The sequence below is a fragment of the Brachybacterium sp. EE-P12 genome (assembly GCF_003711805.1).
Lineage (GTDB): Bacteria > Actinomycetota > Actinomycetes > Actinomycetales > Dermabacteraceae > Brachybacterium.
The window spans coordinates 250,674-264,073 of record NZ_QXCP01000005.1 but is presented as its reverse complement, the minus strand read 5'-3'; the positions used below and the strand labels follow the sequence as shown (position 1 = coordinate 264,073).

The window sequence follows — 13,400 nt, the reverse complement described above, 5'->3', positions numbered from 1 at the left end:
TGGACGAACCGGTCACCCCGGACATCCTGCCCCCGGTGCGTCCCTGCCGAGCGAGCCGTCGCACGACGGAGAGAAGGAGACCGCCATGCGGGTCGATCTGCTGACCAAGGAGTACCCCCCGGAGGTGTACGGAGGTGCCGGTGTGCACGTCGCCGAGCTCACGAAGGTGCTGCGCCCGCACGTGGACGTGCGGGTGCGTGCCTTCGGCGCCGATCGCGAGGAGGAGGGCACCTCCTCGTACACCACGCCGGCCGAGCTCGAGGGCGCCAATGCGGCGCTGACCACGCTCGGCACCGATCTGCTGTTCGCCGCGGACTGCGCCGGCGCGGACCTCGTCCACTCCCACACCTGGTACGCGAACTTCGCCGGGCACATCGCCTCGCTGCTGCACGGCGCGCCGCACGTGCTCTCCGCCCACTCGCTCGAGCCGCTGCGCCCGTGGAAGGCCGAGCAGCTCGGCGGCGGCTACCGGGTCTCCTCCTTCGCCGAGCGCACCGCCTACGAGGGCGCCGCCGGAGTCATCGCGGTCTCGGCCGGCATGCGCGAGGACATCCTGCGCGCCTACCCCTCGGTCGATCCGGACAGGGTCCACGTGGTCCACAACGGCATCGACATCGACGCCTGGTCCCCGAACCCGGAGACCTCGGCGCTGACCTCCCGCGGCATCGACCCGGAGGCGCCCACGATCGTGTTCGTCGGCCGGATCACGCGCCAGAAGGGCCTGCCGTACTTCCTGCGCGCGGTGCGGGAGCTGCCGGCGGAGTACCAGGTGGTGCTGTGCGCCGGTGCCCCGGACACCCCGGAGATCGCCCGGGAGGTCGACTCGCTCGTGGGGGAGCTCTCGGCGACCCGCACCGGGGTGCACCTGATCACCGAGATGCTGCCGCGGCACGAGCTGACCCAGATCCTCACCCATGCGACGACCTTCGTGTGCCCGAGCGTCTACGAGCCGCTCGGCATCGTGAACCTCGAGGCGATGGCCTGCGGCATCCCCGTGGTCGCCTCCGCCACCGGGGGGATCCCCGAGGTCGTGGCCGACGGGGAGACCGGCTATCTGGTGCCGATCGAGCAGGTCGCCGACGGGACCGGCACGCCGGTGGAGCCGGACCGCTTCGTCGGCGATCTCCGCGATGCGCTGGTGCGGATGGTCTCGGACCCGGCCCGGGCGAGGCAGATGGGGGAGGCCTCGCGGCGTCGTGCCGCCGAGCACTTCGCCTGGACCTCGATCGCCGAGCGCACGATCGACGTGTACCGCAGGGTCCTCGAGCAGCCCCGCTGAGGGAAGGGCGCTGAGTAGCAGGCTCAGCCGATCTCGTCCAGGACGATCCGCTCGACCGCCTCGACCAGCGCGGCGCGGGCCGCCTCGTGCAGCTCGTCGAGCAGGCCCCGCCGCGCGAGCGCCTCGGAGAGGTCGATCGTGTGGCCGTGGCCCTCGTCGATCTCGGCGCGGGTCAGCAGCAGCGTCCGGGCGGCGAGGACGAGCAGGTGCGCGGCGGAGGCCTCGACGTGCCGCGGCAGCGCGGTCGAGATCCAGGTGGCGGGGATGCGGGCCGGCTCCACCGGCTCCTCGGGCACCAGGTCGAGGTCGACGCTGCCCTCGGCGGTGCGGCGCAGGGCCCGCAGCAGCTCCTCGCGCGCGCTGCCCGAGCTCGCCGCGGGCGGGACGTGCGCCCCGACCGGCGCATCGATCCGCGCCCAGGTCACGGCGGTGACGGAGCGCCCCTCGGCCTCGGCCGCCGAGAGCACGGGCACGAGCGTGTGATCGGCGATCCCCGCCGCGGTGACGACGATCGCCTGCTCGGCCTCCAGCGCGAGGGGGAGCGCGGTGGGAGGGCCGACGAGACCCGCGAGACGGCCCGGCGCCGGCAGCACCAGGCGCAGCTGGGCGAGCGGCAGGCGGCGCAGCGCCGTCATCCAGTCGAAGAGGTCCGTGCCCTCTCCGCTGGGCCCGGTGCGGCCCACCCCGAAGCTCATCCGAGCCGCATCGTCCGGCCCGAGGTCCCCGCGAAGGTACGCGGAGGTCCACAGCATCAGCACCGCCGCCCGCGGGAGGGCGACGAGGTCCCGCCCCGCGCTCGCCTCGCTCATGCCCCGGCTCCGTCCGCGCCGCCGGCGCTCCCGGCGTCGGTCGTGCTGTCCCCGTCGGCCGCGACGAGGACGGCGCGCCGCGAGGTGGTGTCCACGCTCGCGAGCCGCACCCGGACCCTCGTCCCGACCTCGGCGTCCATCGGCACCCAGGCGGTCACGGGCGGATCGGTCAGCTGCACCTCGACGCGGGTCGGTGCGCCGTGGTCGTTCTCGGACTCGGTCGCCTCCCGTCGCTCGATCACGGTCGCGGCGAAGGTCTCGCCCTCCCAGGCGGCGAGCGCCGCGGTCTCGACCAGCTCACGGGCGTCGCGCTCGAGGTTCCCGCCCTGAGCGGAGGTGGTGCGCATCGCCTCGGGGATCTCCGCGAGCGCGGCGAGCAGCTGCGGCGAGGGGCGCCGCCCGCGCACGTGGTCGTGGCAGACCAGCAGCACGAAGCGGTCCACCAGGCGGCGCAGCGGCGCGGTGGCGTGCGCGTAGGGCGCTGCGATCGCGGCCTGCACCGGGTCCTCGGGCGCCTCCTCCGGGCGCGTGAACGCCGCGTAGGAGGCGCCGCGGAACAGGGAGGTGGCGAGGTTCAGCAGCGCGAGGTGGGTCGGCTCGCGCCAGTCCAGGGAGCGCAGGAACTGCCCGTAGTCGACCTCCTCGCCCCACGGCGCGCCGAGCACGACGCTCTGGCGACGGAAGCGCTCCACGGCGCGCGGCTCCGCCGGCGGCATCGTGCGCAGGATCCCGGCGCCGTGCTCGAGCATCAGCTGCGCGGCGGCCATCCCGGTCATGAGGGAGAGCTGCGCGTTGGCGTCCTCGATCGGGGCCGGGGTGCGCCAGGTGAGGTGCACGCGGTGGTCCTCGGCGACGATCTCCTGCTCGGGCACGTTCAGGCTCGCCCCTCCGCGGCGGGCCTCGACCTCGGTGCGCAGTGCGCCGATCTCCTCCAGCAGCACCATCATCGGATGGCCCTCGCCGCGCTCCAGCTGCTCCTGCACCGCGTCGTAGGCGAGCTTCTCGCGCGAGCGCACCAGCGCCCGCTCGAGGCCGATCGAGGTCACCTCGCCCTCGGCGTCCAGCAGCAGGTCCCAGACGAAGGCGGGGGCGGTCTGCCCGGGCAGCAGGGAGGCGACCTGCTCGGAGAGCACCTCCGGATGGAGGGGCACACGGCGGTCGGGCAGGTAGAGAGTCTCCCCGCGACGTCGGGCCTCGTGGTCGATCACGCCGTCGAGGTCGACGAAGAAGGGCACGTCCGCGATCGCGTAGCGCACGCGGTAACCGCCGTCGGTGCGTTCGAGGTGCATCGCCTGGTCCAGGTCGGTGGAGCTCTCGGGGTCCAGGGTGACGAAGGGGAGGTCGGTGCGGTCCACGCGCCCGTCGGCCGAGGCGTCACGCCTCGCGGCCTCTTCTGCGGCGGCGAGCACCTCGGGCGGGAAGGCGAGCGGTGCCTGCCCGTCGTGGTCGGCGAGCAGCGCGTCGATGCGCGTGCGGAGATCCTCGGCGGCCACCGATCCGCGCGGCGCGAGGAGGGAGACGGGACGGTGCGGCACGGGGACCTCCACGCGGGTCGGGGTCGGACCGGGCCAGTCTAGGCAGGGGCCGACGCGCCAGGCGGACGGGCCGGGAGAGCGCCGCGCGGGGCGATAGGCTCGGGGCCATGTCCGTCGCAGCAGCCTCCCTGACCGATGTCACCGTCACCCGCAGCGGGAAGAAGATCCTCGAGGAGGTGTCCCTCCGGATCGGCGAGGGGGAGCGCTGGGCGGTGCTCGGCCCCAACGGTGCCGGGAAGTCCACCCTCGTGCGCCTGCTCTCCACCCGCCTGCACCCCACCAGCGGCACCGTCGAGATCCTCGGCGAGCGCCTGGGCCGCGTGGACATCTTCGAGCTGCGCCCGCTGCTGGGCCTGGCCAGCCAGGAGCTCGCCGACACCGTCCCGGCCGACGAGACCGCCGAGAACGTCGTGGTCACCGCCGGGTACAGCGTCGTCGGCCGCTGGCGCGAGAGCTACGACGAGGTCGATCTCGAGCGCGCCCGCACCCTGCTGAGCGCCTTCGGGGTGGGGCACCTCGCCGAGCGCCACTTCGGCACCCTGTCCACCGGCGAGCGCAAGCGTGTGCTCGCCGCCCGCGCGCTGATGACCGATCCGGAGCTGCTGCTGCTGGACGAACCGGCCGCGGGGCTGGACCTCGGCGGCCGCGAGGAGCTCGTGCGCACCCTGGGCCGGCTCGCGAAGGACCCCGCGACGCCGGTGACCGTGCTGGTCACCCACCATGTCGAGGAGATCCCGCCGGGCTACACCCACGCCGCGCTGCTGCGCGACGGGAAGCTGGTCGCCGCCGGTCCCATTGCCGAGACCCTCACCTCCCAGAACCTCACCGCGACCTTCGGGCTGCCTCTCGTGGTCGAGCAGCGCGGCGAGCGCTTCACCGCCCGCTCGCTCTCGCTGGACTGAGCGGGTGAGCGACGCGCAGCTGCAGCGGATCACCGAGCTCGGGGACCCGGCCCTCGACGACTACCTGCGGATGACGGACGTGAAGCTCCGCTCCCGCGTCGAGGTGGAGCGGGGCCTGTTCATGGCCGAGAGCTTCGAGGTGATCTCCCGGGCGGTGGAGGCGGGGATGGCCCCGCGTTCCTTCCTGATGAGCGAGAAGTGGCTTCAGAAGTTCGCGCCGCTGTACGAGCGCTTCCCCGAGGTGCCCGTGTTCGTGGGCGAGGAGGCGCTGCTCGAGCAGCTCACCGGTTTCCACCTGCACCGCGGGGCGCTCGCGGCGATGCAGCGCCCCGAGCTGCCGGGCGCCCGGGAGCTGCTGGAGGGGGCGCGGACCGTCGCCGTGCTCGAGGACATCGTCGATCACACCAACGTGGGTGCGATGTTCCGCTCCGCCGCCGCGCTCGGCGTGGACGCGGTGCTGGTGACCCCGCAGTGCGCGGACCCGCTGTACCGACGCTCGATCCGCGTCTCGATGGGCACCGTCTTCCAGGTGCCGTGGACCCGGCTGGAGGCCTGGCCGCACGCCCCGCACCCGCCGGGGCGGCCCGGGGCCCCCGGCGGGGTGGATCTCCTGCGCGAGGCCGGCTTCGACGTGCTCGCCCTCGCGCTCACCGACGAGGCCGTGGCGCTGGACGCGGCGGACCTCGGCCCGCAGCGGAAGGTCACCCTCGTGCTCGGCGCGGAGGGGCACGGGCTGAAGCCCGCGACGCTCCGCGCGGCCGACGAGCACGTGGTGATCCCGATGGCCGGGGGAGTGGACTCCCTGAACGTCGCCGCGGCCAGCGCGGTCGTGTTCTGGCAGCGCCGGGCGATGCTCTTTCCGCGCGGCTGACGCTCCTCACAGTCCTGCCAGCACGACTCCGCTGCGCGGAGCGGCCGGGAAGCGATCCAGGCGGATGGAGAGATCCTGGGGAGGCACCTCGAGCTCGTCCCGGCACAGCAGCCGGACGGCCTGCTTCAGCAAGGCGACCGTGCTCCACTCGCCGGGACAGCGGTGATCGTCCTCATGCCGCCCTGCGCCCTGGGCGATGTGCGTGAACGGATCCTCCTGCCACGACCATCCTCTGAAGCGCTCGGGCCGGAAGCTGTCGGGATCCGGGAACGCTCGAGGGTCGTGACAGGTGCCGTACAGGTCGAGGATCGCCCAGTCGCCGACCCTGAGATCATGGCCCTGGAACCGGAACGGGACACGCACCCGCCCCGGCACCACGGGGAAGAACGGGAAGAAGCGCCGCACCTCCTGGACGAACGGCTCGAGATCCGCCTCCTCTCCGGCGGCGAACTCCTCCCGCCATTGCGGGTGCCGCACCAGCGCGACCGCGGCGAACTCGATGAAGCGGGAGACGGCCAGCAGCGGCCGCAGGAGGTTCAGCAGCTCCACGCCTGCGATCTGCGGCGGGAGCACGGCTCCATCCTCGGCATGGCCCGCCAGGACGGCCAGCGCCGAATGCGGGGGCGGGGTCAGATCCCCTGACCGCACCTGCTCGACGACACCGGCGGCCCAGGCCTCGGTGCCTCGACGTCGCCATCGCGCATACCAGTTGGGAGGCCCGGGCCGGGCGACCTCGTCGATCATCAAGCTCAGCTCTCTCGTCAGACGGGGGACATCGACGGAATCCAGCACGATGCCGCACCAGCGCAGGGCGGCCCGGGTGAGCACGATCCGGCTGAGGTGGTCGAGCCGCACTCGGCCGCTGCCGTGCAACCTCGTGAGCGCTCGGTCCCACTCGCTCTCGTACAGGGCGCTCAGACGATCCATCGCACCGACGCCCATCAATGACAGGAAGAGCCGCTTGCGCCGACGATGCGCCGCGCCGTCGAGACTCTGCACGGAGCCCTCGTCCTGCAGCAGGTGCTGCACCATGACGGGCATCGCGCCCTGACGGGTGAGGTGCCTTCCGTCGTAGAACATCTGCGCCGCCTCGGCACCGCGCAGGAGCGTGACCCGGCGCAGCATCAGCCGAGTGGTCAGCAGATCCGTGCCGGCGGCATCGCAACGCGACGCGATGAACGGATACCCCTCGCGAAGAAGGGCGATCGTGCTGTCGAACGGGATCGTGCCCATCGTGGCCTCCCAGCTGTCCTCTCTGGCCTCGCCCCGGTCCGGCGGCTCATCCCGCCGGACCGGAGGGAGGTCGGAGAGGGCGCGCGCTTCGTCGTGCCGACGGTAGGACGGGCAGGTGCCGGGGGCAACGCACCGACCGATCGGACGGTGCGTCGGGCCTGATGGTGGCCCTCGGTCGTTCGCCGGAGGACATCTGCACCCGGATCCGGCGACGGGGTGGATACGCTGAATCTGCGCGGTCCCCGCGTGCCTCGCAGGACTGCCGGCCCGCGGATCGAGCCGTCCGGCAGCCCCACCGGAGAGAGGAGGAGCCGCAGTGACAGCGACCGTCAGCGACTTCGTGATCGAGCGACTTCGACAGTGGGGGATCCGTCGTGTCTTCGGGTACCCGGGTGACGGGATCGGCGCGTTCGACGGCGCGCTCGGCGCGGCGGAGCGCGCGGATCGGGGCCTGCAGTACGTGCGGCCCACCCATGAGGAGGCCTGCTCCCTCATGGCGACCGCACATGCGAAGTTCACGGGCGAGGTCGGGGTGTGCGTGGCCACCTCCAGCCCCGGAGGATTCCACATGCTCAACGGGCTCTACGACGCGAAGATGGACAACCAGCCGGTGGTCGCGATCGTCGGGCAGCAGCCGACCACGTCCCTCGGCACCTTCGTGCAGCAGGAGAGCAATCTCGAACGGACCTTCGCCGATGTCGCGGTCTACGTGCAGACCGTCGTCGCACCCGCCCAGGCGCAGGCGGTCCTCGACACCGCCTTCCGCACCGCCCGGCTCCGCCTGGGCCCCGCTGTGGTGATCCTTCCTCACGACGTCCAGGCCATGAAGATGCCCGAGATGCAGGCGCCCTCGCCCTCCGTCGCGCGGTCCAGCCCCGTCGCCGCCTCGACAGCGATCACGCCGCCCGCTGCGAACATCGCTCGCGCGGCCGAGATCATCAACTCCGGCAGGCGGATCACCTTCCTGGTCGGCCACGGGGCCGACGGAGCGACCGACGAGATCCTCGAGGCGGCCGCCCTCTGCGGCGCAGGCATCGTCACGGCGCTGCGCGGCAAGCACGTCATCCCCTCGGAGGTTCCCCACCACACCCAGCAGCTCGGACTCCTCGGCAGCCTCCCGAGCCTGGAGCAGATGCGCCGCTGCGACACGCTCGTGATGCTCGGGACCAACTACCCCTACGGCGAGTTCCTGCCCCGCAGCGGTCAGGCCAGAGCGCTCCAGATCGATCTCAAACCCGAGCACATGGGCCTGCGCTACCCCACGGAGCTGAACCTGTGGGGCGACGTCCGAGCGACGCTGGCAGCGCTCATACCCGAGCTGACGAGGACCGCGGACCTGTCGTGGCAGAAGCAGATCACCGACGGCATGGAGTCGTGGGAGCGAGAGATGGAGTCCCAGGCCATGCTCACCGTCGAGGACGGAGTGAATCCGCGACGCGTGTTCCACGAGCTGAACAAGCGCCTGCCCCCTCGAGCGATCGTGACCGCCGATGCCGGCACCACGGCGGATTGGTACGGGCATCACATCCGGCTGCGTGACGGCATGACCGGCGACCTCTCCGGCCGCCTGGCCACGATGCTCGGCGCCATGCCGTATGCGACGGCCGCGAAGTTCGCCTTCCCCGAGCGCACGGTGGTGTGCACGATCGGGGACGGCGCCTTCCAGATGCTCGGGATGAACGAGCTCATCACGGTGAAGCGGCACCTCGAGAGCTGGGACGAGAACCCGCAGTTCATCGTGGTCGTCCTCCACAACGACGACCTGACCCAGGTGTCGTGGGAGATGCGGACGATGGATGCCGATCCGCTGTGGCCCACGGCGCAGGATGTCGAGTCCGTGGACTATGCCGGGTGGGCGGAGCTGCTGGGGTTCACCGGCCTGCGGGTCACCAACGACGACGAGATCGAGGAGGCCATGGAGACCGCCTTCGCCCATCGTGGGGTCACCCTGATCGATGTCCGCACCAGCAGGAGTGTTCCGCCGCTGCCGCCTCGGATCTCTCGCGAGTTCGCGAAGAACACCGGCGTCGCGCTGCTCCAGGACGATCCGGCGCGCACGGAGGTCCTCCGGGACTCCGCCAAGGCGCTGCTGGCTGAAGGGGTCGAGCGGGCCCGCAGGACGATGCACATCGATCACGAGCGAGATCCTGGATGAGGACCGGACACCCCGCCGTCTGAAAGGAGCGACGCCGCGACGTCCGGACCGACGAGACGACCGATGACCCGAGGAGAAGTGATGTCTTCCCGCACCTTCCGTTCCGGCACCGCATTGACGGGGGCGGCCGTTGGGGCGGCCGCTGTCGCGACCCTCGGCGTCCGGGACCTCCTCCAGCGAAAGCACTCGATCCTGCGGATCTATCCGATCGTCGGGCACGCCCGCTGGCTGCTCGAGTCGATCCGTCCCGAGATCCAGCAGTACTTCATCGAGCGGGACACCGACGGCCGGCCCTTCGACCGGGACACCCGCACGATGATCTATCAGCGGGCGAAAGGTCTCGGTGACGCAGACGCCTATGGCACCGAGAACGACATCACCAGCGCCGGCTACGACCACATCCTCCATGCGGCCAGTCCCCTCGAGCCGATGCCCGCACCCCCTCGGGTGCGCCTGGGTGGCCCCGACTGCACACAGCCGTACGACACTGCGCTGCTGAACATCTCCTCGATGAGCTTCGGGTCCTTGTCGGCGAACGCCGTGAGGGCCATGAACTACGGTGCGAAGCACGGCGGGTTCGCACAGGAGACGGGGGAAGGCGGCCTGTCCAAGTACCACCTGGAATACGGGGCCGACATCATCTGGGAGATCGGCTCCGGATACTTCGGCTGCAGAACCAGCGACGGCGACTTCGACGCACAGGAGTTCTCCGAGAAGGCGGCCCGGCCCGAGGTGAGAGGAGTCCTGATCAAGCTCAGCCAGGGAGCCAAACCCGGTGTCGGCGGGGTGCTCCCGGCGAGGAAGATCACGCCGGAGATCGCGGAGGCGCGGGATGTGCCGCAGGGGCAGGACTGCGTGAGCCCCGCAGCCCACCCCGCCTTCGCGACGCCCGTGGAGATGATGCACTTCGTGGCCCGGCTGCGAGAGCTCTCCGGGGGCAAGCCCGTCGGCGTCAAGCTCTGCGTCGGCGATCGATCGGAGGTCCTCGCCATCTGCAAGGGAATGCTGGAGACCGGCATCGCTCCGGACTGGATCTCCGTCGACGGCGCAGAAGGAGGGACGGGCGCGGCACCCCGGGAGTACGAGGACCATGTCGGGACACCGCTGTCGGACGGCCTCGTGATCGTCCACAACGCCCTGGTGGGCACCGGCCTTCGCGAGAAGGTCGCCATCGGATGCTCCGGGAAGATCGCGGGCGGCAACGACATCATCCGCAAGATCGCTCTCGGCGCGGACTTCTGCAACGCCGCCCGGCCGATGATGATGGCGACAGGGTGCATCCAGGCCCAGCGGTGCCACACCAACACGTGCCCCAGCGGCGTGGCCACGCAGGATCCTCGCCGAGGCCGGGCCGTGGTCGTCGAGGACAAGGGCCCGCGCGTGATGCGTTATCAGCAGGCGACTGTCCGCTCAGCCATGAAGCTGCTCGCCTCGATGGGACTGCGCTCGTTCGACGAGCTGGGCCCGCGACACGTGCTGCGACGGATCGATCCGGCCCGAGTCATGACCTACCAGGACCTGTACACCTGGTTGGACGAAGGCGAGCTCCTCGCCGGGACCGGGCACCCGGACTGGGCCCGGGACTGGGACGCCGCCGACGCTCACCGTTTCCAGGGTGCGCTCCCCGGCCATCTGCGGCATCGCAAGCACCGTCGCACGGGCGAGGACGCGGCCGGCTCGGCCGACCCCGACCGGCAGGCCGGATGAACGGGCGCACCTCTCGAGCCGCAGCGGCGCAGCCAGAGCGGCGGAGGATCCCGCCACCACCGCCCGCATCCGTACGATGTGCACATGGACCATCGAGCAGAGGTGAGCGACTTCCTGCGCACGCGACGGGACCGGATCACACCCGCGCAGGCGGGGATCCTCGCCGGCACGCGTCGGCGCGTGCCGGGGCTGCGCCGTGAGGAGGTCGCGACGTCCGCCGGGATCAGCGTGGAGTACTACGCCCGGATCGAGCGCGGGGACCTGCGCGGCGTCTCCGTCGAGGTGCTCGACGCCCTCGCCCGCACGCTGCATCTGGACGAGGCGGAGACGGATCACCTCCACGACCTCGCCGAGGCCGCGGGTCCGCCCGCCCGTCGGCGGCCGCGCGAGGCGGAGCAGGTCTTCCCGGAGTCGCTGCAGCGCTTCGTGGACGCGGTCTCCGTGCCGGTGTGGGTGCGGGACCGTCGCATGGACATCGTCGCCGCCAATCGCGTCGCCCGCGCCCTGTACGAGCCGGTGCTCTCCGATCCCGCCGCGCGCGGGAACACGGCCCGCTTCGTCTTCTTCAGCCCCGCCTCGAGGATCTTCTTCCCGGACTGGGAGGACAACGCCTCCGGGATCGTCGCGACACTGCGCACTTACGCCGGCCAGTCCCCACGGGACAAGCGGCTCAGCGACCTGATCGGGGAGCTCGCCACCCGCAGCGACGACTTCCGCGTGCGCTGGGCCGCGCACGACGTGCGACACCACCGCACCGGTATCAAGCGGATCCACCACCCCGAGGTCGGGGATCTCGAGCTCGGCTACGAGGCGATGGACTTCCCCGCCCATCCCGACTGGTTCATGTTCGGGTACACCGCCGCGCCAGGCTCGCCGAGCGAGGAGCGGCTGCGCCTGCTGGGCAGCCTCGCCGAGGAGCAGGCCCGCGCCGACGGACGGACCACGACGAGCGGCTGAGCACGGGCCCGCACTCGCTCAAGCCTCCGCAGCTTCCGCCCGCCGGGCCGCGAGGCGCTTCGCGAGCGGGATCAGCGCGAGCCCCGCGAGCGTCAGCACTCCGCAGATCACGAACACGCCCCGCTCGCCCAGCGGCGGCAGCGCCCCTGCGGCGATGATCGGACCGGACAGGACCGCGCCGACGCGCCGGGCGTTCATGAACAGCCCCGTGGACATCCCCGCCCCGGGGATCAGGTCCTGGAACAGCGCCAGCCCGATCCCGGAGATCGCGGCGAAGCCCAGCGCGTTCGGGATCTGCAGCACCAGCAGCAGCACCGGACCGTCGACGATCGCCAGGCCGAGGTAGTAGACCGCCGCGAGCACCGCCCCGACCGCCACCAGGGTCAGGTGCGGGATGCGGTCGCCCAGCCGCCCGATCAGCATCAGCGCCGGCACCTCGAGCGCCGCGGCGACGCCGAGCACGATCCCCGCCCACAGCACGTCCATCCCGAGCTCCCCGGTGACGTACAGCGCCATGAACGTCATCGCCGTCGCGTTCGTCGCCTGGAAGAGCACGAACGCGCCGATGATCAGCACGGTCGCGAATCGACTGCCGGGCGGCAGGCCCTGCGGGGAGCGCGCCGGCGCGGGCGGTGCGTCGGCCGTTCCGGTGCGCCTGCCCCGCATCATCACCGCCGTGGTCGCGATGTTCGCCAGTGCGATCACGACCAGGGCGAGCAGGACCCCGAGCGGTCCGGTCCAGCCGATGATGGCGGTGGCGAGCGGGGGACCGCCCATCCAGGCCGCAGAGATGATCGCGCGGGTGTCGACGATCGTGGAGGTGGCCGCTCCCGCGTCCCGCAGGTGCGCGAAGAGCATCGTGGTGCCGAGCCCGGCCGGGCCGCCGAGCACCACCAGCGCGACCGTCGCCGGCGGCAGGGTGCTGACCGCCGCGAGCGCTGCGGCCAGCGCGATCGTCAGCACCGCCGCGGCCATCAGCATCTGCAGATAGGTGCGGTGCCGGTCCGCCCAGGCGGGCAGCACGATCGAGGCGATGAAGCCGCCGGTGTTGTAGATCGCGAGGGACCAGCCGATGTCGGCCGTGGAGGCGTCGTAGAGCGTGGCGAGGATCAGTGCGAGCGCGGGGCTCAGCAGCGAGAAGTGCAGCCCCCACAGCAGCGCCGCAGAGGGCACGAGCAGGCGAGGGCCGAGAGGGCGCCGTGAGGCGTCAGCGGGCATGGAGGTCCTTCGTCCGTCGGGGGATCGGGCTCCCGGCACGCTATGCCGCCGCCGTCCCGACCGGGAGGAACTGTCAGGGCACCCCTACACGCGTCGGGCGAGCAGGCTGAGCGTGTTCGGCAGGCGACCGTCCCAGGCGGCGGCCGGCTCCTGCCCGTCCGGCTGCCAGAACGGCTCGGGATGCTCGGCCAGGTGCAGCAGTTCGAAGCCGGCGCCCTGCACGGTCATGACGAGCTCGGCGAGGGTGCGCTGATGCTCGGTCGCGCCGCGGGCGGGGAAGGTGTCGTTGACGTGGGAGGGGGCGAAGTAGCTGCGGTCCGCGCGCACCCGCGCCTCGTCGGCGTCCCATGCCCACAGCGGCACCAGCGGATGCGCCTCGAGCACGAACAGATGTCCGCCCGGGCGCAGCAGACGGTGCATCTCCCGCGCCCAGGCGCCCAGGTCCTCGAGCCAGATGAGTGCTTGCCGGTGTAGACCAGGTCCGCGATCCCGCTCTCGAGCCCGGTCGCGGGCAGCTCAGCGAGCTCGTAGCGGCAGGGCGCGCCGAGCTCGTCGGCGCGGCGCTGGGCGGCGGCGACGGCCGTCGGGCTGTAGTCCAGGCCGTGCACCGCGCGGGCACCCAGGCGCACCAGCGCGTGGTCGTCCAGGCCGTGCCCGCTCTGGGGGTGCAGCACCTCCGCGCCGGGCAGCAGCGGACCGAGCACCTCCTCCTCGACCGGCAGCAGGCGCGCGAC

11 protein-coding genes are annotated in these 13,400 nt (G+C 72.1%); 6 read left to right on the top strand and 5 right to left on the bottom strand.

Going from position 1 to position 13,400, the window contains the following annotated elements; genetic code table 11:
• Window positions 1-85 precede the first annotated feature (85 nt).
• Window positions 86-1,279: a glycogen synthase gene (gene glgA, locus D1648_RS08730; protein WP_122940769.1), complete on the top strand. Its 1,194-nt coding sequence runs from the start codon at window positions 86-88 to the stop codon at window positions 1,277-1,279.
• A gap of 23 nt (window positions 1,280-1,302) precedes the next feature.
• Here glgA and D1648_RS08725 read toward each other — a convergent pair whose 3' ends face one another.
• Both D1648_RS08725 and D1648_RS08720 read right to left on the bottom strand, forming a co-directional pair.
• The gene (locus D1648_RS08725; protein WP_122940766.1) at window positions 1,303-2,088 is read right to left on the bottom strand and encodes a hypothetical protein; all 786 of its coding nucleotides are present in this window, start codon (window positions 2,086-2,088) and stop codon (window positions 1,303-1,305) included.
• Entirely contained in the window at window positions 2,085-3,623 is a 1,539-nt protein-coding gene (locus D1648_RS08720) for an RNB domain-containing ribonuclease (RefSeq protein WP_122940764.1), read from the bottom strand. Before D1648_RS08720 ends, D1648_RS08725 begins: the two co-directional genes overlap by 4 nt.
• A 107-nt stretch (window positions 3,624-3,730) precedes the next feature.
• Between D1648_RS08720 and D1648_RS08715 the strand changes: the two genes are divergently transcribed.
• Both D1648_RS08715 and D1648_RS08710 read left to right on the top strand, forming a co-directional pair.
• Window positions 3,731-4,525, top strand: a complete 795-nt coding sequence (locus D1648_RS08715) for an ABC transporter ATP-binding protein (RefSeq protein WP_122940762.1) — start codon at window positions 3,731-3,733, stop codon at window positions 4,523-4,525.
• A gap of 4 nt (window positions 4,526-4,529) precedes the next feature.
• Window positions 4,530-5,396 (top strand): RNA methyltransferase, encoded by an 867-nt coding sequence (locus D1648_RS08710; RefSeq protein WP_122940760.1) that lies wholly within the window; start codon window positions 4,530-4,532, stop codon window positions 5,394-5,396.
• Between the two features lie 6 nt (window positions 5,397-5,402).
• Here the strand turns inward: D1648_RS08710 and D1648_RS08705 are convergent, their stop codons facing one another.
• The gene (locus tag D1648_RS08705; RefSeq protein WP_122940758.1) at window positions 5,403-6,629 is read right to left on the bottom strand and encodes a cytochrome P450; all 1,227 of its coding nucleotides are present in this window, start codon (window positions 6,627-6,629) and stop codon (window positions 5,403-5,405) included.
• A 316-nt stretch (window positions 6,630-6,945) separates the two neighbouring features.
• Between D1648_RS08705 and D1648_RS08700 the strand changes: the two genes are divergently transcribed.
• The 3 genes from D1648_RS08700 (at window position 6,946) to D1648_RS08690 (ending at window position 11,448) form a co-directional block, all read left to right on the top strand.
• On the top strand, window positions 6,946-8,784 hold the full coding sequence (locus D1648_RS08700; protein ID WP_122940755.1) for a thiamine pyrophosphate-requiring protein: 1,839 nt from the start codon (window positions 6,946-6,948) through the stop codon (window positions 8,782-8,784).
• A gap of 81 nt (window positions 8,785-8,865) precedes the next feature.
• Window positions 8,866-10,491: an FMN-binding glutamate synthase family protein gene (locus tag D1648_RS08695; protein WP_241155413.1), complete on the top strand. Its 1,626-nt coding sequence runs from the start codon at window positions 8,866-8,868 to the stop codon at window positions 10,489-10,491.
• A gap of 84 nt (window positions 10,492-10,575) precedes the next feature.
• Window positions 10,576-11,448 carry a helix-turn-helix domain-containing protein gene (locus D1648_RS08690; protein ID WP_122940751.1) on the top strand — a complete coding sequence of 291 codons (873 nt, stop codon included), beginning with the start codon at window positions 10,576-10,578 and terminating at the stop codon, window positions 11,446-11,448.
• 18 nt (window positions 11,449-11,466) lie between these two features.
• Here D1648_RS08690 and D1648_RS08685 read toward each other — a convergent pair whose 3' ends face one another.
• Together D1648_RS08685 and D1648_RS18175 are read right to left on the bottom strand one after the other, a co-directional pair.
• On the bottom strand, window positions 11,467-12,666 hold the full coding sequence (locus D1648_RS08685) for an MFS transporter (protein ID WP_122940749.1): 1,200 nt from the start codon (window positions 12,664-12,666) through the stop codon (window positions 11,467-11,469).
• Between the two features lie 84 nt (window positions 12,667-12,750).
• On the bottom strand, window positions 12,751-13,086 hold the full coding sequence (locus D1648_RS18175) for a hypothetical protein (RefSeq protein ID WP_241155412.1): 336 nt from the start codon (window positions 13,084-13,086) through the stop codon (window positions 12,751-12,753).
• Window positions 13,087-13,400: the final 314 nt, after the last annotated feature.

What these genes read in the sequence shown, in the direction of transcription:
- glgA (WP_122940769.1), top strand. Translation starts at nt 86, where the DNA reads ATGCGGGTCGATCTGCTGACCAAGGAGTACCCCCCGGAGGTGTACGGA.
- D1648_RS08725 (WP_122940766.1), bottom strand. Translation starts at nt 2,088, where the DNA reads ATGAGCGAGGCGAGCGCGGGGCGGGACCTCGTCGCCCTCCCGCGGGCG.
- D1648_RS08715 (WP_122940762.1), top strand. Translation starts at nt 3,731, where the DNA reads ATGTCCGTCGCAGCAGCCTCCCTGACCGATGTCACCGTCACCCGCAGC.
- D1648_RS08705 (WP_122940758.1), bottom strand. Translation starts at nt 6,629, where the DNA reads ATGGGCACGATCCCGTTCGACAGCACGATCGCCCTTCTTCGCGAGGGG.
- D1648_RS08695 (WP_241155413.1), top strand. Translation starts at nt 8,866, where the DNA reads ATGTCTTCCCGCACCTTCCGTTCCGGCACCGCATTGACGGGGGCGGCC.
- D1648_RS08690 (WP_122940751.1), top strand. Translation starts at nt 10,576, where the DNA reads ATGGACCATCGAGCAGAGGTGAGCGACTTCCTGCGCACGCGACGGGAC.
- D1648_RS08685 (WP_122940749.1), bottom strand. Translation starts at nt 12,666, where the DNA reads ATGCCCGCTGACGCCTCACGGCGCCCTCTCGGCCCTCGCCTGCTCGTG.
- D1648_RS18175 (WP_241155412.1), bottom strand. Translation starts at nt 13,086, where the DNA reads ATGCACCGTCTGCTGCGCCCGGGCGGACATCTGTTCGTGCTCGAGGCG.